Here is an 18,153-nt window from a genome sequence, read left to right on the forward strand (position 1 = left end):
AGGGAATCGTATGGTAAACTGTGCGTACGATAAGAAATGGAGAGGCGGATTCGAATGGATGGAAGAAACCGAAGCGATGTTAAACCAGGTTTGCGCGTGAATGTAATTCTGAAGAAAGATCAAAGGACAGGAGAAAAAACGGAAGGGATTGTCAAAGACCTGCTGACAAACTCCAGCTTCCACCCCCACGGCATCAAAGTGCGGCTGGCGGATGGCCAGGTCGGAAGAGTATGTGACATCTTGCAATGACCCCATGCATGCCGGTATTTGAATAAACTATCTGAAATAACCCCCTTTTTAATTGAGAATCGTTATCAATTATTGTATGATAGACAGTAGAGATTCGAAAAACAGGGTAAGGGGAGATATATGCATGCAAATTTACTGGACGAAGATCAATAACATCATAGATGAGACGCCTGAGGTGAAAACCTACATGCTGGATGTACCGGGGGAATTCACATGGGAAGAGGGCTCTCATACACACCTTGGCTTAAAAGGATTCAATGAAGGTGAAAAACCGAATAGGGGCCTTGTGCGCCACATGTCGATCTCTACTTTGCCGAATGAAAATATGATCGGAATCACTACGCGCATTAAAGAACAATGCTCGGAATTCAAAGCGTTTTTGCGCAATCATAAGATCGGCGATGAAGTTGCGATTTTTAAAACGCACTCCAATGTGCCATTGAAACGCGAAGGGAAAAATGTGTATCTGCTGTCCGCAGGGGTAGGCCTGGCAACATTCAGGCCGCTCATCCTCGAGTATCTGGAGCGGCAGGACGATGTGAATAAAGTGCATTCATTGAACATCGACTCGACAAAAGACTACCTGTTCCCGAATGTGTTTACAGCAGTTCCGGAAAAGAAGTTCACCACGCGGTTTGTCGATAACCGTCAAGAGTTTTACGAAGAGGTGAAACAGCTGGCGGCAGACAAAGAAGGCCTTTTCTATATTGTCGGAAGTGATGAATTCCTTGTGCAGAACATCGCGTTGCTGACGGAAGAGGGCATCCAACCAGAACAGATTATGCTCGACAAACGCCAGAATCAGCTTCCGGAATTCCTTGCGACTGAGCTGCCGATGGAAGCGCAGTAACGAGTGGCGCAGGAGCGGATCCTGATAGAAGATACTGCGCAGCGCTGCAGGAAACGATCTCCCGTTTCCTGCAGCGCTTTTCTATCCGAACGTCCGAAGCAATCTGGCGAGCATCCCTCCGACAAGCATGGCACGGTATAATTCAATTTTCTATCAACTTTCGATATACTGGATAGATAGACGTACTTAGGAGGTAATCAAATTGATCAGTGTATTGGTGCAAGCGGCTTTGATCCTTTCGATACTGCTGTTCTTCTTTGGTCTCTTTACGCGGCAGCCGGCAGCATTGGTCTTCAGCGCTGTCCTGTTTTTGCCGATGTCCTATTATTTCTTCGGCGCAAATAATGCTTTCCGTCTGCTTGCCTTGTTGCCGCTGCTGCCTTTGTTGCTGGCCTATTTCCTCCGGCATCAGGAAAGGGGAATGGTAGAATGAGTTTTCAACTGCTGCACCTTCAGCACCCGATCATTCAAGCACCTATGGCGGGAGTGACCACGCCGGACTTCGTCGCAGCCGCTTCCAGGTGGGGAGCGCTTGGTTCGATCGGGGCGGGTTACTTATCTGCGGAAGACACGCGGGCTTTTATACGAGACGTGAAAGAACGGACGGCTGCACCGTTTGCCGTCAATCTGTTCGTTCCCGAAGAGAACGAGGCGGACCAGGAATGCCTGCGTACCGCTTATCTTGCACTGCAGCCGATCGGAGAGAAGCTTGGCATGCCTTTCTGGAAAGCGCCCATCTCACAGCCGTCATACGAACAGCAGCTCAAAGTGGTCATTGAAGAGCGTGTGCCTGTCTGCTCCTTCACATTCGGGGTGCCGGATGAAGAGGATGCTGGGCGCCTGAAAAATGCTGGCGTCTATCTGATCGGAACGGCGACTTCTGTAGAAGAGGCCGTCTACGCCGAACATGCGGGCATGGATGCCGTCGTGCTCCAAGGACGCGAAGCGGGGGGCCACCGGGGATCGTTCCTGGGAACCGGATTGCTTCCTGTCCGGGAACTGATCGCGGAAGCGAAACCAGCTGTCTCGATTCCCCTGATCGCTGCAGGTGGAATTGCGGATAAAGAGGGCATGCAGGAAGTGCTGGCGCTCGGCGCGGAAGCCGTGCAGATCGGAACGGCACTCCTTGCGGCTGATGAAAGCGGAGCGCATCCCGTCTATAAAAATGCTGTGCTTGAGGCTGGACAAGATTCGACGGTATTGACTAAAGCGTTCTCCGGGAAAATGGCGCGCGGCATCCGCAACGAATTCATCGATCGGATGGAGGGCATGCCGGCTGCGCCGTACCCGTATCAGAATGATTTGACGAAGCGGATCAGGAGCGAAGCGGCCAAGCAAGGACGTCGGGAATATATGTCGCTTTGGGCAGGCGAGAATGTCTATCGGGCAAAGGGCGGCACCGTACAGGAGATTTTAGGGCGTTTTCTTTAAGTGAGATGCTGGTTACATAACAAAAAAACGAATGAGAACCATATATAATGCCTGCTGCGGAAACGAAGTGTAATCGTTTTTCGGGCGGGTATTTTCTTTGAATGCGCTCAAGATATGAATTATGGAGAAATAAGCAGAAAGATGCGGCCGGACCTTCCAAATGGTGTATAATACTTGTGGTAGTAAAACATTTTCGTGACAGAATGAAATATATTATATGCCACTCTAAGGCAGCTGGCAGAAAGGAACAGATACATGAAGGCAGCAGCAGGACGAATCGAGCATGATTTTCTAGGAGAGAAGGAAATCCCGGAAAATGTGTATTACGGAATCCAAACTTTACGGGCGACGGAGAACTTCCCAATCACGAAAGAGCGGATGCACCCCGAATTGATTCGCTCCATCGGGATCGTCAAGAAGGCAGCAGCCATTTCCAATCACTTTATCCATGGTCTTTCCAAGGATGTCGTCATGGCGATTGTCCAGGCAACAGATGAAATCATTGCAGGGGAACTAGTGGACCAATTCATCGTCGATCCGATCCAGGGCGGGGCAGGCACTTCATTCAACATGAATGCGAACGAAGTCATCGCGAACCGTGCGCTTGAAATCATGGGGCATCCAAAGGGCGATTACAGCATCGTCAGCCCGAATAACCATGTTAACATGTCGCAATCGACAAATGATGCATTCCCGACAGCGATTAAAATTGCAGCGCACCGGCTTGTCAATGAGCTGGTAGAAGCGATGGAACAATTGGTGGATGAACTGAAGAAAAAGGAAAAGGAATTCGATGGCATCGTCAAGATGGGAAGAACCCATCTGCAGGACGCTGTTCCGGTCCGCCTTGGCCAGGAATTCAGTGCATACCGCAGTGTCATTGAGCGGGACGTTCAGCGGATTGCCAGGACCCGCGAACCCCTTTCCGCGGTCAATATGGGCGCCACAGCAATTGGCACCGGCCTAAATGCGGATGTCGAGTACATTGATAACGTTGTAAAGCAGCTGCGTGAAATTAGCGGCCTGCCGCTGTATTCAGCGGACAACTTGATCGACGCGACGCAGAATACCGATGTGTACACAGAGTTATCCTCGGCGATGAAAATTTCAATGATCAACCTATCGAAGATGGCGAACGACCTCCGCCTGATGGCTTCAGGGCCGCGTGCAGGTCTTGCTGAGATCAACTTGCCTGCAAGACAGCCGGGATCCTCAATTATGCCAGGGAAAGTGAACCCGGTCATGGCCGAAGTGATGAACCAAATTGCATTCCAGGTGATCGGCAACGACCACACAATCAGTCTCGCGTCCGAGGCAGGGCAATTCGAACTGAATGTCATGGAGCCGGTGCTTGTCTATAACTTGCTGCAATCCCTGTCTATCATGAAAAACGGCATCACAGTGTTCCGGGAATACTGCATCAGCGGCATTACCGCGAATGTAGAAAAGATGCGTGAATATGTCGAAAAGAGCATTGGTACAATTACGGCACTCAGCCCGTATATCGGCTACGAGATGTCTTCCAAGATCGCACGGGAATCCTTCAGCACTGGAGTGCCGATCAGAGACCTCTGTCTAAACTACGAGGTGCTCGACCAAAAGCAGCTTGATGTGCTGCTGGATGCGTACAAGATGACAGAATTGAAGCGGGCGGACAAAGACAATCCGAAAGCGGATCATCTTCAAGTGAAATAATGAAAACTGGGAAGCGCCTGCAAAGGGTGCTTCCTTTTTGTATGGCGTCACGCCCGGTTGTTTCGGGTATATCTTCTAAGATGGAGAACAAATGCTGATGGGCGAGGTGCTTACATGAAGAAACGGACTATGTTTTTATGGGTGTCGATACTGCTTTTCATTCCCCTTTGCTATACAGTATTGGCGACAGCTGCCATCCGTTTGACGGGGATGCGCATCGTTAAGAAATTGCCCCACAAAGGGATTGCATTGACCTTTGATGACGGGCCGAATCCTGTATATACAGGTCAATTGCTGGATCTGCTGAAGGACTACAGCATTCCTGCGACCTTTTTTGTTGTCGGTGAGCATGCGAGAAAGAACCCTGATCTTATCAAGAGGATGCACAAGGAAGGGCATCAGATCGGTATCCACCATCTGCAGCATACGTCCAGCTGGCTGCTGACGCCTTGGCGATTGGAAGAGCAGCTTGTGGAAACGGAAAAGATCATCCAGGCAATTACAGGCGAACGTCCTGTCCTGTATCGGCCGCCTTGGGGTTTTTTGAATGCCAGCTCTTTGCCCCTTGCACGCAAACATGGCTATCGCATCATCCTGTGGTCAAAGCATTTCAAAGACTGGAAAGTCGAGAGCTGTGAAACCCGGCTGCTGCCCGGGCTTCTCGATACGCCTGAAGATGGATCGATCTTGCTGCTGCATGACGACGGCACCAACCCGGGGGCGGATGATGAAGCACCTGCCGCCATGCTGCAAAAGCTCGCTGTTTACTTGGGGAGAGCGAAAAGGAATGGGGTTACATTTATCGTTCCAAATAAAATAGATTGATTGGAAACTCTGGCATGATAACGCGCCAGAGTTTTCTTTTTGAAGAGAGTTCAGCGTTTGTATAACAGTTGTATAAGGTTTTGCTTTATTTTCATAGGGTATTGCGTATAATACAAGATACATAGTAATTTATCCATCTGTCTATCTGTACAAACATTATACAAGGCGAGCGAGGGAAACGGAATGAAGAAGAAAGTGATCGTGATTGGAGCCGGAGTCGCAGGACTTGCAAGTGCGATCCGTCTTCAATATGCGGGCTATGATGTTGAGCTGCATGAAAAAGAAGGAAGGGCCGGCGGGAAGATGCACCGGATTGAAAAGGATGGCTATACGTTCGACCTCGGACCGACGATTGTCATGATGCCCGAATTGTATCGTGAAGTTTTCGAATTTTGCGGACGTAATCCGGATGACTATATACCGATGGAACGCTTGGATCCGATGTACAGCGTGTTTTTTGGCGCACAGCCAGAAGACCATGTACAGATCTCTTCCGACCTCACAGAGCTCATGAAGACATTTGAAATGGAAAGTGATGCAGACGCACAAGGCTTCCTGAATTACCTGCAGGAGATCCACAAACGGTATCTTGTGGCGAAGGAGCATTTCCTCCAGCGGCCGTTCCGCAGGAAGAGGGATTTCTACAACACGGCGATGATCCGCCAGGGACTTCGGCTGAAGACATTCGGCAATGCTGATTCTTTTATCAGCAAATATATTAAAAACGAACGGCTGAAACAGATGATCAGTTTCCAGACGTTGTATATCGGTGTCTCCCCTTATAGCGGCCCTTCCTTATATACGATGATTCCGATGATCGAATTTCTGTATGGTGTCTGGTTCATCAAAGGCGGCATGTACACGATGGCAGAGTCGATGGAACGGCTGTTCAAGGAGCTCGGCGGCACGGTAATCTACAATTCGGCTGTTGAGGAGATCGTCGTTTCAGGCGGAAAAGCGACGGGCATCCGGACGGACGGCGAGTTTCATGCATCCGACTACGTAATGTGCAATGCGGATTTCCCATACGCGATGAAACATTTGGTGAAAGACGTGAAAGCGAAAGGGAAATACACTGACCAGAAAATCGACAGCATGAAGTATTCGTGTTCCTGTTTCCTTATGTATCTGGGGATGGACCGCAAATACGACGAGATTCCGAATGCCCATAATTTTATCTTCAATGACGACTTGAAACGGAATCTGGACGGCATATTCGCTGGGGATCGCCTGGAAACGGCATCGTTCTACGTATATATCGGTTCAAAACTTGACCCATCTCTTGCGCCTGAAGGCAAAGACGGCTTATACATACTTGTGCCCGTTTCGGACCTTTCATGTTCGAAGTACGCATGGGATGATAGCACGATCAAGCACTACCGGAGCTATGTGCTGAATCAGCTGAAGACAGTGGAAGGCTTCGAGAATATCGAAAGTGAAATCGTCTCTGAAACATATATGACCCCGGAAGATTTCAAGGAACGGTTCAACGCCTATAATGGAGCCTGCTTCGGACTCCAGCCAAGCCTTTCGCAGAGCAATCACATGCGGCCGCAAAGCAAGGCGACCCATTGTGAGAATTTGTATTTCACCGGGAGCAGCACACATCCAGGAGCCGGCGTACCGATTGTTCTATTATCGGCAAAAATTGCGACCGAAGAGCTGCTCCTCGATGACGGCCGCTTACAACAGGCAAGATGAAAGGGGATTCCCATGATACTGAACGAACAATCGACCCTCGCTGCCGATTATGCCTACTGTGAAGACATTATCAAGAGATACTCCAACAGTTTCTATCACGCTTTTTCCACACTTCCGAGAGAAAAGGCGAAAGCCGTATATGTGATTTATGCGTTCTGCAGGATTGCAGATGATTGTGTAGATGAAAATGAAACGATCGAGCAAAAAACGATGGACTTAAATGCGCTTGTCGCATCATTGAACCGCTTTGCTGCACAAGAAGACGACGACCATCCGTTATGGAGAGCGATGCGGGACGTCTTTTCGCGATATGACATGGACATCCAGCCGTTTTATGATCAATTGACAGGACAGCTGATGGATATCCATTTTAGCCAGCCGGAAACAATGGAAGCGGTCGAGAAGTATAGTTTTTACGTAGCGGGTTCAGTCGGGCGCATGCTGCTTCCGATCATCGCAAGAGAAGCGGAGGAAGATTTGACAGATATCGCGGTCAAACTTGGCATCGCCATGCAGATCACGAACATCTTGCGCGACGTAGGCGAGGATTTTCAGGAGAAGGGGCGAATCTACCTTCCAAAAGAGGAGATGCAGCGGACTTCCTATACGGATGCACATATTGCTAGTCTGGACGTGACGGATGGATTAATCGACATCTGGGAGCGGATGGCCGGCAGGGCGGAGGATCTCTACGACGAATTCAGCGGACATATCCATCTGTTCGATGCGGATAGCCGGTTTGCTGTCTTATCCTCTGCACTCATATACCGGGCGATCCTTGCCAGTGTCAGGCGGAATGGGCATGACTGCCTGCGTACGAGGAATTTTGTGACGACTCATGAGATGATTCAGATTCTGGCTGAGACAGCCGTGTGAAGGCGGGGAAATGGGCATGGAAGCAACAAGGAAAACAGTGATCGTAATCGGAGGCGGACTCGGCGGCTTATCCGCCGCCATATCACTCGCTCAGCAGGGGTATGGCGTATCGCTGTATGAACAGAATAGCCATCTTGGCGGGAAACTGAACCGCCTTGAGCAGGACGGTTTCGGCTTTGACCTCGGTCCATCCATTTTGACGATGCCGCATATTTTCGAGCGGCTATTCGCGGGAAGCGGCCGAACCATGTCAGACTACGTAAAAGTGGAAAGGCTGGAGAGGGAATGGCGGTCCTTTTTCCCGGATGGCACTATTCTCGATCTGTATGGCGACCTGGAGCTGATGAAGGATATGAACCCCTTCCTGACAAAAGAGGATATCGACGACTATGGTGAATTCCTTTCATATGCGAAAGGGCTGTATGATCTGACGGAAGAAGGGTATTTCGCTGAAGGGCTCGAGACGACATCCGAGGTGATCAAACACCATGGCCTGTTCAAAGCGCTCAAAGGCTTTGACCTTGGTTCGACGATGTATGAGGCGATCGCAAAAAGGGTACGTGAGCCTCATCTGCGAGATATGCTCTCCTACTTCATCAAATACGTCGGCTCCTCCCCTTATGACGCGCCAGCTGTCTTGAACATGATGATCTATATGCAGCATGCGCAAGGATGCTGGTACATTCCCGGGGGCATGCATAAACTGGCGGAAGGACTTGCGAAATTAGCGGAAGAAGCGGGCGTAGACATACATACAGGGAACGGCGCTGAGCGGTTGCTGAAGGAAGATGGCAGCATCACGGGCGTCGTGCTTTCGGACGGCACGGAGCATAGCGCGGATTACTATGTCTCCAATATGGAAGTCATCCCGACATACGAGAAACTGCTCGGCGAAGAGAGTTCCTATACGGAGAAACTTGCAAAAAAGTTCGAGCCTTCCAGCTCGGGCCTTGTGTTGCATCTTGGCGTCGATACAGTCTACCCGCAGCTGAACCATCATAATTTCTTCTTCTCCGAGAACCTGAAAGAGCAGATGGATAAAGTCTTTCATCAGCATGAATTGCCGGATGACCCGACGATCTATCTGGTGAATACGAATAAGACCGATCCCGAGCAGGCGCCGCCGGGGCATGAGAACCTGAAGATCCTGCCGCATATCCCGCATATTCAAGATAATCCGTTCACCCAGAAACAGTATGAGGAGTTCGAAGAGCGGGTACTCGTGAAGCTGGAGCGCATGGGGCTGAAAGGATTGCGCTCGCACATTGTGACGCGGGATGTCTGGACGCCGCATGATATCGAGCGGACATATGGATCGCACCGCGGTTCTATTTATGGGACCTTGTCGGATAAAAAGAAGAACAAAGGGTTCAAGAACAAGAAGCAGAGCGAGAAATACAATAATCTCTATTTTGCGGGGGGGACTGTCAATCCGGGCGGCGGCATGCCGATGGTGACGCTGAGCGGCCAGCAGTTATGCGATATGATTGTAAAAAGAGATCGGCATGAGTCGCGGTAAGCGGAAGAGGGGGCGGAAATGATGATGATTGCTGGAATCGTTGCAGCTATGATCGGTACGGCCGGAATACTTGCGGGCGCTTTGATGTTTTTCAGGTTTCCGCGATTGCCCGGAACATCCGTCATGCCTTCCGGCAACCGCCTGGTCTCTGTCATCATTCCTGCCCGCAACGAAGAGAAGCGGATCATACCGCTGCTGGAATCATTGAACTGGCAGCAAGGCATCGAATTTGAAATGATTGTAGTAGATGATGAATCAACGGATGATACGGCAGGCATCGCATATTCTTTTGGCGCTTCTGTTATCCGGCGGGACACGCCGGAGGAAGGATGGATCGGCAAGTCGGCCGCTTGTGCTGCCGGAGCAAGGACAGCCCGCGGGGACCTGCTGCTTTTCATGGATGCGGATACTTATTTTGAGGAAGCCAATAGTCTGCTCCACTACATAAAAAGCTATGAAGCGTTTGGCGGCAGGGGCATCCTATCGCTCCAGCCGTATCATCGCACGGCTGGATGGCATGAACAGATCGCCGCCATATTCCCGCTTATTGCTGTCGTAGGAATGAACGTGTTTACAGCTTGGAAGGGACGATTTTTGCCTGCGGGTTCATTTGGCCCATGCCTTTTATGCAGCCGTGATGATTACAAGATGGCGGGAGGGCATGCGGCCGTGAGGGGCCATGTGATGGACGATCTGGCACTGGGCCAGCGCTTTCTGGCTGCGGAACTTCCCGTCCGCTGCTATAGCGGGAAAGGTAATGTATCGCTGAGCATGTATGCGGAAGGCCCCCGGCAGATGCTGGAAAGCCTGACGAAAAGCTTTGCGACAGGCGCGAGCTTCACGGCTCCGGCTGTCATGCTTCTCGTTAATACCTGGCTGGCCGGCGGCTTGTCGATTGCGGCATTTCTCCTAGCTGCATTGATTACAATGCCGCAGCCGTGGATTGCTGCCGCTCTCTTCCTATACGGCTCGTATGCCCTCCAGTTCGCTCTATTTTCCCGGCGGATCGGCAACTTTTCTGTATGGGCATTTTTGTTTTATCCAATCCAGTTATTGCTGTTCACCGCCGTCTTTTCCTACTCGGCGTATCTGCGCCGCGTTCGCAAGAGAGTCAGCTGGCGAGGAAGGGATGTCCATGTGGAATGAATGGAAGGGGAGAATTCCAATTGACTGAGCTGTCGCTGCCATGGCTGTTCGGGCTGGACGCGTTCCTATGGGCTGTGATCCATATTACTGTTTCTGCAGCTGCCAACCGGATCCCGCTTCAATGGTTCAACAAATATGGCCGGCTTTTCAGGATTTATAAATGGGAGCGGGAAGGGTGGCTGTGGCAAACTATTTTCCGCGTGAAATCCTGGAAAGGGCATGTTCCGGATGGCACTCTATTTATCAAGACAGGGTACAACAAAAAAAGACTGCATGGAACTGGCCGCGAATCGCTGTCCCAGTTTCGAGTGGAATCCATGCGCGCCGAATTGACCCACTGGCTGTCCATCCTTCCCGCCTTCCTCTTCTACCTGTTTAATCCGGCATGGGCTGCACATCTGAATGTAGCCTATGCCGTCCTCTTCAATCTCCCGTTCATCATCATCCAGCGATATAACCGTCCGAGACTCGAACGGATTCTAAAGGTCTCTGCCTGAATGATGGGCAGAGATCCTTTTTTTATTTGCAGAAATAGAGATTTATAAAGAAAGGGAGTTATCGTATACTGGTCATATACTAGAATTTTCAGAAAGTGGAGGCGTAGGTGTGCTGGATCTGCTCGTGATCATGCTGGAAAGAGTCGGAACCATCGTGGCAGGCGTCATTTCGTTCTTCCTCGTGGTCTTGTTCTTTGCGGCGGCCATCCGGGCGAAACGGGCACAGATCCCGCTTGAAGACGATGTATCAGGCTGGTCAGGCGCACCAAACTAAACAGCGAAAGCGGCTTTCCATGTGGAAGCCGCTTTTCATTACATATACCACAGGAGATCTGCTTCCATCTTTTTTCCTTCCTCGGTTTTCTCGCCGATCACTTTCCATAGCCCGTTTTCCTGCTTTAGAACGAGCATGCGGTTTGTTCCGTCTGTCTTTTTGAAGAGGACGAACCCTTCCGATCCTTTCAGATAGGTGACAGGCAAGATGACGTTCTTATACGGCGGCTGGATGTATGGATTCAATTCCTTTGTGACGACTTCATCCAATATGGACTGGAGAGAGTTGTACGCATTGTCAGCTTCCGCTTTGTACTGCACTTGCTGGAATGTCTGTTTATCATATGTCAGCACATTCAAGTGAAACGAACGAATGAGATCCTGGATTGCCTCTTTGTAAAACTGCTCCACCTTCTTCTCCTCTTCGTCACCTTCATGCGTGAACTCGAGCAGCTGGACATCCGACGGCTGAATGCGGAACTTCAGCGTCTCTTTGCCATACGGCGGATTTTTCGCACCTTTGAACGTTTTCACCATGATCGTCACATTAAAGTCAAAGACGTCTTTTTGTTCTTGTGAGATGGAAAGGATATCTGCTTCCTGCAGCGCATATGACTTCAAATAACCGTAATGCCCGATAATCGCCTTTGAAATATGCGGTTCGAGGATCGCGAGCAGGGCATCTTGGAACGTGGGCGGTTCAGCTGCCTGCATGGTAGGGATCCGTGCCTGAAACAGCATAAGGACGAGGAGCAGGATGATCCATGGTTTTTTCAATGGGATTGACCTCCTTTCACCATACATGTACTCAATGGTCATAGGTTTTCCCGGGAATGAAAAACAATGCATCTGACGGCCGCATGTTTCCGCTATAATAGGGAGAACCTATATTTTTGAAGAACGGTGGAGATTAAGTTGAGACGATATTACGGGGAAATCGGGCTGATGCTGACCGCAATCATCTGGGGAAGCGGCTTTGTAGGAAGTGCTGTCGCGCTTGAATCCTATTCACCCTATCAAATACTGGCGGGTCGTTTTCTGATTGGGGCGGTGTTGCTAGGCATTGTGTTTTACCGGAAATTAAAAACGATATCAAGAAGTGTCTTATGGAAAGGTGCCATTTTAGGTTGTTTTCTCTATATTGCTTTTGTGCTGCAGACAGTCGGCCTGCAATATACGACGCCTTCAAAGAATGCGTTCCTGACAGCAGTGAACGTTGTAGTCGTTCCTTTCATTGGGCTGTTGATCTATAGAAGAAAATTGGATCTGTTCGAAGTAGGAGGCGCTTTCCTTGCCATGGCAGGAGTCGCCGCGCTGTCCCTGGAGTTTGCAGGGACAGTCAATATCGGAGATGTCCTTTCGTTTTGCTGCGCCATCGCGTTCGCATTCCATATTTTTTACACATCGCGTTTTGTGAAAAACGAAGATGCCATTCAGCTGACCATCGTTCAAATGGCAGTAGCCGCTGTCATTGGCTTCGTTGCGGTCCTGCTGAAAGGGGAAATGGCTTTCAACATGCAGCCTGAAGCACTTACATCGCTATTATATCTAGGCATATTCTCAACGACCCTCGCATTTTTATTACAAACCGTCGCTCAGAAATTCATATCGGAAACAAAGGCGGCTATCATCCTGTCGACGGAATCGCTGTGGGGCATGGTGTTTTCCATCCTGCTGCTCGGTGAAATCTTGACGTACCGCATGGGAATCGGAGCTGTCCTGATCCTCGCAGCGATCATCCTGTCGGAAACCAAACTGGCATTTTTGACGAAAGGGCGGATTAGAAGGCCGGTTGGTTAATGGGAAAAATCCTTTTTGGCACGGTTTTGCCTGATTCCGATTATGATAAATACAATGCCTTGAAGAAAAGCGAGCATGGCCGTGACAATGGAGCTTTGCATCTCTTCCCAAAAAGGCATTGGCACATAGCTGCCGAGCACGCCGGTTCTGGGCCGGATGAATTGATCATAGTAAGTCAGCCATGACCCGATGAAAATGGTGACGCTTAACACGAGGAGCGAACAGCCAAACATGATCCTTCGCATTTGCGGGCCGCTTAGGTAAGCAAGGATGAGCATAAATGTAACGGGGAGCAGCAGCAGACCGACCACAAAGAGTTTCAATATCGACACCTCCCAAAAAAGATAAGCAGCGGCACGCGCTGCTTATCTTATTTTTTTATTCCGTATACGTCACAGCTGTGCCGGTCGCAATGCACATCATCATGCCTTCACGCACGGTCTCAAAGTCGAGGTCCACGCCGATGACCGCATTCGCCCCAAGCCGCTTCGCCCGTTCCTCCATTTCGCGAAGGGCAATCTGCCGCCCTTCCGCAAGCTTATCCTCATAGGCGGCACTTCTTCCGCCGACGATATCTGTCACAGACGCAAACAGATCCCTCACAATATTCGCCCCCATGATCGCCTCTCCCGAGACAATACCGTGATACGTCACTATCTTCTTCCCATCCAATGTGTTTGTTGTTGTTTGAAGCATGCCAATTCCTCCTTTAGTAGCTATACGTATCAGTATATCGAAAGTTCCGTACTTGCAAAATAAATTGAAAGTAGTGTCCGTACTGCCGTATAGTGGAGAAAAGGAGGCGCTCCTATGGAAAAGCGGATTGACACTATCGAAGGGTTCACGATTTATGGATTGGAAATGAAAGGATCGGCTGAAGAGATACCGGCATTGTGGGATACATTGAATGCCGCCCTTCATGATCGAGGAATACAGGAAGAAGTCGCGTTCGGTGTAACCGTAAAAGTGCTGGAGGGCGAATTTCAATACATTGCCGGAATTGCAAACGAACAGGCAGCTGACTTGCCCGGCTTTACGTCACTCACTGTACCCGGCGGCCGCTTCATCATCGGGCGGGTAGAAGGCGGCAATCAAATGATTCCCGCCATGTTCGACACGCTCATGCAAACGCCTGATGTCGACATGCGGGACAGCTATGGCTTTGAGCGATACATCCATCCCGATCCGGCAAAGCCGTATGAAACGGAAGTGTGGGTGCCGATTGAAAGATGAAGTCACAGTACAAGGAAAGTTGCATCTTGAACATCATTGAAAAAGAAACGTTTTTGGAGTGGTATGCTGCAAATCCGGCAAACTGAAATTATTTGTCATTCATCTGTTGACTCTCACGTTACGTTATACTTTATTGTCTAAGAAGAGGGGAGGCGATCGCGATGAGAGTAAAAGAAGTAGCAAAGCTGTCTGGTGTCAGTGTCCGCACATTGCATCATTATGATGAAATCGGGCTTTTAGTGCCGGACGAAGTGACGGAAGCGGGGTACCGTCTGTATTCCGACAGCAATGTGGCGACACTTCAACAGATCCTCTTCTTCCGCGAACTCGGCTTTCCTTTGAAGAAGATAAAAGAACTGCTCGCAAGCCCCGCCTTCGACCGGCTGGAAGCATTCACGCTGCAGCGCAGCATGCTGATGGAAAAGCGGCGGCGGCTGGACGCGATGATCAACACATTGGATCAATCGCTGCGGGCAGAAAAAGGAGAGATTGAGATGACGAACGAAGAGAAGTTCAAAGGGTTTGATTTCAGCACCAATCCGTACGAACAGGAGGCGCGGGACCGCTGGGGAGATGCGGCAGTCGACCAGGCGAATCAATCGGTCGCTTCATTTGGAAAGACGGAAGAAGACGACATGAACCGAATATACCGGAAGCTCGCCGAACTGCGGAATGGCGATGCAGGGTCTGCCGAAGCCCAGCAAGCGATCGGCGAGTGGTATGCCTTCCTGAACCGGATCGGCCGCTACTCCCCCGACGCATTTGCAAGTCTTGGTGATATGTACGTAGCTGATGAGCGATTCACCCGCAATATCGACCAATTCGGCGAAGGGCTCGCCGCTTTCATGCGGGATGCCATGCACATTTATGCGTCGCGGCGATAATGTAAAGGAAACAGGCTTAACACCGGAAGTGGTTGGTGTTGGGCCTGTTTTATGTAGGGGATTAAATGGGCGTTGATCGTTGCAAAATAGGCGTTCGGACTCGTAAATGGGCGTTGGCCGGTGCAAAATAGGCGTTGGCCGGTGCAAAATAGGCGTTGGCCGGTGCAAAATAGGCGTTCGGACTCGTAAATGGGCGTTGGCCGGTGCAAAATAGGCGTTCGGACTCGTAAATAGGCGTTGGCCGGTGCAAAATAGGCGTTCGGACTCGTAAATGGGCGTTGGCCAGTGCAAAATAGGCGTTCAGACTCGTAAATAGGCGTTGGCCGGTGCAAAATAGGCGTTCGGACTCGTAAATGGGCGTTGACCGGTGCAAAATAGGCGTTCGGACTCGTAAATAGGCGTTCGTCAACGCTAAACAGGCTACAGATTCGTAAATGGGCGTGCATCCCATGCGAAACATACGTTCAATATAGCTCTCGGTGACTCTCATCGTCTAATCGGTCGGTTCTCGCTCTAAATGGATCGCTCCCCGAGCTAATCGGATCGATTCGCCAGCTAAATGGATCGTTCTCACCGCTAAACAAATCACTTCACCCGCTAATTGGTCGCTCAACAGAATAAAACCGATTCCGCTAATCGAAGCACTCCTCCAGCCACGAAGCCCGCCGTTTCCAGCCTAATCCATTTCGTGAATCGAAATAGTTCGAATTTCCGAAACTTCCACTTGTTTAAAACGTATAATTAAGTAGGAAACGGGAGGCGTGAATACGTCTTGAGGCGTAGATAGGTTGAGACGCGGGACGGTTCACGGGAGGAATGGAAACGTTCATACTTGAGCCAGAGATTGAAGAGGCAGGGGTTGGAATGATGGGGGTCACGATATATATCGTTTTGACGGATACGGGGACGCTTTTGTCCAAAGCCATCGGAATGTATACGAGAAAAGAGCTGAATCATGCATCGATCGCCTTCGATGAACAGCTGACGGAGATGTACAGTTTCGGACGGAAACAGCCATCTAATCCGTTCAGCGGCGGCTTTGTCAGGGAGAATGCCGCGGAAGGGGTATTCCGCCAATCGAATTGCGCCGTGTATCGCTATGTAGTGCCGCGGCGGACGTATCGGCAGATCCGGGAGATGATCGGTACATTTGAAAGGAATCAATCGGATTATAAATATAACTTCATCGGCTTGTTCGGTGTCGCGCTGAACCGGGAGATCAAGCGGGAACGTGCATTTTTCTGCTCACAGTTCATTGCGACCGTGCTGCATGACAGCGGCTGCCGTTCACTTGCGACGTCGCCCTGCTTGACGATGCCGCATCATTTGCTTGATTTGCCGAAGCTGGAGCTTCTATATGAGGGAGATCTGCGCGGGTATTTAAAGAGCAGCCGAGGGTGGAAAGAGGAACCGGAAATACGGCCAGGCCTATTGAAAAGTCTTGCGTTCCGGCTGCTTGTGTGAAAGCTTCTCGTTAGGGAGAGGCTTTTTATTATGTTCTTTTCGCAAATTCCGGGGAACCATGCGATAATGAAGGAAATGACAAACAAAGGATGACACGATGACGAAAACAATCGATTTGCAACTGAATGCTGAAGGTGTGCAGCTAGTGAAAAAAGGATACCCCTTGCTCTCGAAAGAGAATGTCCTGAATCCGGACATGCTGAAGGAGGAAGGCACCCTGCTGCGGCTTGCCGATAAGTACGGCAACTATGCGGGGACAGGCTATTATGGCAATCAAAACAAAGGAATCGGCTGGGTGCTGACACGGAAACAGGAGGAAGCGATCGACTTCGACTTCTTTGAAGCGAAGATGACAGCCGCTTTCGCACGCCGCGAAACATTCTTTGAAGATAGCGAAACGACCGCTTTCCGCCTTTTCAACGGAGAAGGGGACGGCATCGGCGGCCTCTCGATCGATTACTATGATGGCTATTATGTCGTCAGCTGGTACAGCGAGGGCATATATTCGATGAAACACCATGTGTATGGCGTGCTCGACAAGATTGCGGATTACAAGGCCGTCTACGAGAAGAAGCGGTTTGACGCGAAAGGGCAGTACGTCGAGCAAGATGATTTCGTGAAAGGCGAGCCGGGAGACTTCCCGATCATCGTCAAAGAAAACGGCATGAACTTTGCTGTCGACTTGAACGATGGAGCGATGACAGGCGTCTTCCTCGATCAGCGGGATGTCCGCAAAGCGATACGTGATACGTATGCAGAAGGGAAGACTGTGCTGAATACGTTCTCTTACACAGGAGCGTTCTCTGTTGCCGCGGCTCTCGGCGGGGCGCAAAAGACGACAAGCGTCGATCTTGCAAAGCGCAGCTTGCCGAAGACGATCGAACAGTTCAGCGTTAACGGAATCGACTACGAACAACAGGACATCAAAGTGATGGATGTGTTCGACTACTTCCGCTATGCAAAGCGTCACGAATTGAAGTTCGATCTTGTCGTCCTTGATCCGCCAAGTTTTGCGCGCTCAAAGAAGCATACGTTTAGTACCGCAAAAGACTATCCGGCATTGCTGCAGGACGCAATTGCCATCACAGCAAAAAAAGGCGTCATCATCGCTTCGACGAACAACGCGAGCTTCGGCATGAAGAAGTTCAAGACGTTCATTGATAAAGGCTTCAAAGACGCAGGCATGCCGTACAAGATCCTCCAGGAATTCCATTTGCCAAAAGATTTCCGGGCCACACGGGAGTTTCCGGAATTCAATTATTTGAAGGTGGTTGTCCTGCAGAAATTGAAATAAGACCAATAAAACTGCCCCTGGGAAGAAACAATTTCCGGGGGCAGTTTTTCTGTGGTTTATTTATCGAGCGAGTACAGGGCGATGACTTCGCCGGCAGTCATCATCCTATCAAACGGCAAGTAACGGCTGTACACTTCCTTGAAGTCCAAGTCCCCTTCGAGCTCGTCCACCAACTCATATACATCCAGTATCGTGACAAAGCGCCAAGTCGTCATGCCGCCGAGGGCATTCTCATACGTGTCATCGACAAAATGGGTGCGGATCTTCTCTTCAATCGACTCTCGGCTCGCCGTCCGGAGCAGGACGATCGTTTCCTCGAACGTTTTTCCATAGGCATCGCCTGGCACAAGATCTGGCAAGGGCTCGACAATCGACTCTAGCAACAGCTTGATGGAATACAGTTTCATAAAACTTCC

At 50.2% G+C, this 18,153-nt stretch carries 21 protein-coding genes; 17 read left to right on the forward strand and 4 right to left on the reverse strand.

What is annotated here, in order from left to right; all coding sequences use genetic code 11:
- Positions 1 to 54 precede the first annotated feature (54 nt).
- The 12 genes from ACZ5FK_RS11510 to ACZ5FK_RS11565 all read left to right on the forward strand — a co-directional run bounded on the left by ACZ5FK_RS11510 (position 55) and on the right by ACZ5FK_RS11565 (position 11,063).
- Entirely contained in the window at positions 55 to 249 is a 195-nt protein-coding gene (locus ACZ5FK_RS11510; RefSeq protein WP_464805040.1) for a YwbE family protein, read from the forward strand.
- Positions 250 to 373: 124 nt separating this feature from the next.
- On the forward strand, positions 374 to 1,099 hold the full coding sequence (locus ACZ5FK_RS11515) for a dihydropteridine reductase (protein ID WP_464805041.1): 726 nt from the start codon (positions 374 to 376) through the stop codon (positions 1,097 to 1,099).
- Between the two features lie 202 nt (positions 1,100 to 1,301).
- Positions 1,302 to 1,532 (forward strand): hypothetical protein, encoded by a 231-nt coding sequence (locus ACZ5FK_RS11520; protein WP_464805042.1) that lies wholly within the window; start codon positions 1,302 to 1,304, stop codon positions 1,530 to 1,532.
- On the forward strand, positions 1,529 to 2,530 hold the full coding sequence (locus ACZ5FK_RS11525; protein ID WP_464805043.1) for an NAD(P)H-dependent flavin oxidoreductase: 1,002 nt from the start codon (positions 1,529 to 1,531) through the stop codon (positions 2,528 to 2,530). Before ACZ5FK_RS11520 ends, ACZ5FK_RS11525 begins: the two co-directional genes overlap by 4 nt.
- 255 nt (positions 2,531 to 2,785) lie before the next feature.
- The gene (gene aspA, locus ACZ5FK_RS11530; RefSeq protein WP_464805044.1) at positions 2,786 to 4,225 is read left to right on the forward strand and encodes an aspartate ammonia-lyase; all 1,440 of its coding nucleotides are present in this window, start codon (positions 2,786 to 2,788) and stop codon (positions 4,223 to 4,225) included.
- A gap of 114 nt (positions 4,226 to 4,339) precedes the next feature.
- Complete coding sequence (locus ACZ5FK_RS11535; RefSeq protein ID WP_464805045.1) at positions 4,340 to 5,050, forward strand: polysaccharide deacetylase family protein; 711 nt, start codon at positions 4,340 to 4,342, stop codon at positions 5,048 to 5,050.
- Between the two features lie 183 nt (positions 5,051 to 5,233).
- Entirely contained in the window at positions 5,234 to 6,751 is a 1,518-nt protein-coding gene (locus ACZ5FK_RS11540; RefSeq protein WP_464805046.1) for a phytoene desaturase family protein, read from the forward strand.
- Positions 6,752 to 6,763: 12 nt separating this feature from the next.
- A complete protein-coding gene (locus ACZ5FK_RS11545; RefSeq protein WP_464805047.1) occupies positions 6,764 to 7,627 on the forward strand; it encodes a phytoene/squalene synthase family protein in 864 nt (287 codons plus the stop codon).
- Between the two features lie 16 nt (positions 7,628 to 7,643).
- Positions 7,644 to 9,146, forward strand: coding sequence for a phytoene desaturase family protein (locus ACZ5FK_RS11550; RefSeq protein ID WP_464805048.1), 1,503 nt, complete (start codon positions 7,644 to 7,646; stop codon positions 9,144 to 9,146).
- Positions 9,147 to 9,167: 21 nt separating this feature from the next.
- The gene (locus ACZ5FK_RS11555; RefSeq protein WP_464805049.1) at positions 9,168 to 10,292 is read left to right on the forward strand and encodes a glycosyltransferase family 2 protein; all 1,125 of its coding nucleotides are present in this window, start codon (positions 9,168 to 9,170) and stop codon (positions 10,290 to 10,292) included.
- Positions 10,289 to 10,789: a glycosyl-4,4'-diaponeurosporenoate acyltransferase CrtO family protein gene (locus ACZ5FK_RS11560; protein WP_464805050.1), complete on the forward strand. Its 501-nt coding sequence runs from the start codon at positions 10,289 to 10,291 to the stop codon at positions 10,787 to 10,789. Before ACZ5FK_RS11555 ends, ACZ5FK_RS11560 begins: the two co-directional genes overlap by 4 nt.
- Positions 10,790 to 10,898: 109 nt before the next feature.
- Entirely contained in the window at positions 10,899 to 11,063 is a 165-nt protein-coding gene (locus ACZ5FK_RS11565; protein WP_464805051.1) for a hypothetical protein, read from the forward strand.
- 38 nt (positions 11,064 to 11,101) lie between these two features.
- Here ACZ5FK_RS11565 and ACZ5FK_RS11570 read toward each other — a convergent pair whose 3' ends face one another.
- Positions 11,102 to 11,839 (reverse strand): DUF3888 domain-containing protein, encoded by a 738-nt coding sequence (locus ACZ5FK_RS11570; RefSeq protein ID WP_464805052.1) that lies wholly within the window; start codon positions 11,837 to 11,839, stop codon positions 11,102 to 11,104.
- Between the two features lie 138 nt (positions 11,840 to 11,977).
- On the opposite strand from ACZ5FK_RS11570, the gene ACZ5FK_RS11575 reads away from it, so the two are divergent.
- Positions 11,978 to 12,862: a DMT family transporter gene (locus tag ACZ5FK_RS11575; RefSeq protein ID WP_464805053.1), complete on the forward strand. Its 885-nt coding sequence runs from the start codon at positions 11,978 to 11,980 to the stop codon at positions 12,860 to 12,862.
- Here ACZ5FK_RS11575 and ACZ5FK_RS11580 read toward each other — a convergent pair.
- Together ACZ5FK_RS11580 and ACZ5FK_RS11585 are read right to left on the reverse strand one after the other, a co-directional pair.
- Positions 12,859 to 13,185, reverse strand: coding sequence for a hypothetical protein (locus ACZ5FK_RS11580; protein WP_464805054.1), 327 nt, complete (start codon positions 13,183 to 13,185; stop codon positions 12,859 to 12,861). The genes ACZ5FK_RS11575 and ACZ5FK_RS11580 overlap by 4 nt on opposite strands.
- A gap of 55 nt (positions 13,186 to 13,240) precedes the next feature.
- Positions 13,241 to 13,558, reverse strand: a complete 318-nt coding sequence (locus tag ACZ5FK_RS11585; RefSeq protein WP_464805055.1) for a YbjQ family protein — start codon at positions 13,556 to 13,558, stop codon at positions 13,241 to 13,243.
- A gap of 114 nt (positions 13,559 to 13,672) precedes the next feature.
- On the opposite strand from ACZ5FK_RS11585, the gene ACZ5FK_RS11590 reads away from it, so the two are divergent.
- The 4 genes from ACZ5FK_RS11590 to ACZ5FK_RS11605 all read left to right on the forward strand — a co-directional run bounded on the left by ACZ5FK_RS11590 (position 13,673) and on the right by ACZ5FK_RS11605 (position 17,737).
- The gene (locus ACZ5FK_RS11590) at positions 13,673 to 14,095 is read left to right on the forward strand and encodes a GyrI-like domain-containing protein (protein WP_464805056.1); all 423 of its coding nucleotides are present in this window, start codon (positions 13,673 to 13,675) and stop codon (positions 14,093 to 14,095) included.
- Positions 14,096 to 14,250: 155 nt separating this feature from the next.
- On the forward strand, positions 14,251 to 14,979 hold the full coding sequence (locus ACZ5FK_RS11595) for a MerR family transcriptional regulator (RefSeq protein WP_464807421.1): 729 nt from the start codon (positions 14,251 to 14,253) through the stop codon (positions 14,977 to 14,979).
- Between the two features lie 816 nt (positions 14,980 to 15,795).
- Entirely contained in the window at positions 15,796 to 16,443 is a 648-nt protein-coding gene (locus ACZ5FK_RS11600) for a hypothetical protein (protein WP_464805057.1), read from the forward strand.
- Between the two features lie 97 nt (positions 16,444 to 16,540).
- On the forward strand, positions 16,541 to 17,737 hold the full coding sequence (locus ACZ5FK_RS11605) for a class I SAM-dependent rRNA methyltransferase (protein ID WP_464805058.1): 1,197 nt from the start codon (positions 16,541 to 16,543) through the stop codon (positions 17,735 to 17,737).
- Between the two features lie 56 nt (positions 17,738 to 17,793).
- Here ACZ5FK_RS11605 and ACZ5FK_RS11610 read toward each other — a convergent pair whose 3' ends face one another.
- Complete coding sequence (locus tag ACZ5FK_RS11610; RefSeq protein ID WP_464805059.1) at positions 17,794 to 18,144, reverse strand: DUF4288 domain-containing protein; 351 nt, start codon at positions 18,142 to 18,144, stop codon at positions 17,794 to 17,796.
- Positions 18,145 to 18,153 lie beyond the last annotated feature (9 nt).

The organism is Sporosarcina sp. GTC18466 (genome assembly GCF_055389225.1).

Bases quoted from the DNA above. Each gene is read 5' to 3' on its own strand.
- ACZ5FK_RS11510 (WP_464805040.1), top strand. From the start codon at position 55: ATGGATGGAAGAAACCGAAGCGATGTTAAACCAGGTTTGCGCGTGAAT.
- ACZ5FK_RS11515 (WP_464805041.1), top strand. From the start codon at position 374: ATGCAAATTTACTGGACGAAGATCAATAACATCATAGATGAGACGCCT.
- ACZ5FK_RS11525 (WP_464805043.1), top strand. From the start codon at position 1,529: ATGAGTTTTCAACTGCTGCACCTTCAGCACCCGATCATTCAAGCACCT.
- aspA (WP_464805044.1), top strand. From the start codon at position 2,786: ATGAAGGCAGCAGCAGGACGAATCGAGCATGATTTTCTAGGAGAGAAG.
- ACZ5FK_RS11535 (WP_464805045.1), top strand. From the start codon at position 4,340: ATGAAGAAACGGACTATGTTTTTATGGGTGTCGATACTGCTTTTCATT.
- ACZ5FK_RS11540 (WP_464805046.1), top strand. From the start codon at position 5,234: ATGAAGAAGAAAGTGATCGTGATTGGAGCCGGAGTCGCAGGACTTGCA.
- ACZ5FK_RS11545 (WP_464805047.1), top strand. From the start codon at position 6,764: ATGATACTGAACGAACAATCGACCCTCGCTGCCGATTATGCCTACTGT.
- ACZ5FK_RS11550 (WP_464805048.1), top strand. From the start codon at position 7,644: ATGGAAGCAACAAGGAAAACAGTGATCGTAATCGGAGGCGGACTCGGC.
- ACZ5FK_RS11555 (WP_464805049.1), top strand. From the start codon at position 9,168: ATGATGATTGCTGGAATCGTTGCAGCTATGATCGGTACGGCCGGAATA.
- ACZ5FK_RS11560 (WP_464805050.1), top strand. From the start codon at position 10,289: ATGAATGGAAGGGGAGAATTCCAATTGACTGAGCTGTCGCTGCCATGG.
- ACZ5FK_RS11585 (WP_464805055.1), bottom strand. From the start codon at position 13,558: ATGCTTCAAACAACAACAAACACATTGGATGGGAAGAAGATAGTGACG.
- ACZ5FK_RS11590 (WP_464805056.1), top strand. From the start codon at position 13,673: ATGGAAAAGCGGATTGACACTATCGAAGGGTTCACGATTTATGGATTG.
- ACZ5FK_RS11600 (WP_464805057.1), top strand. From the start codon at position 15,796: ATGGAAACGTTCATACTTGAGCCAGAGATTGAAGAGGCAGGGGTTGGA.
- ACZ5FK_RS11605 (WP_464805058.1), top strand. From the start codon at position 16,541: ATGACGAAAACAATCGATTTGCAACTGAATGCTGAAGGTGTGCAGCTA.
- ACZ5FK_RS11610 (WP_464805059.1), bottom strand. From the start codon at position 18,144: ATGAAACTGTATTCCATCAAGCTGTTGCTAGAGTCGATTGTCGAGCCC.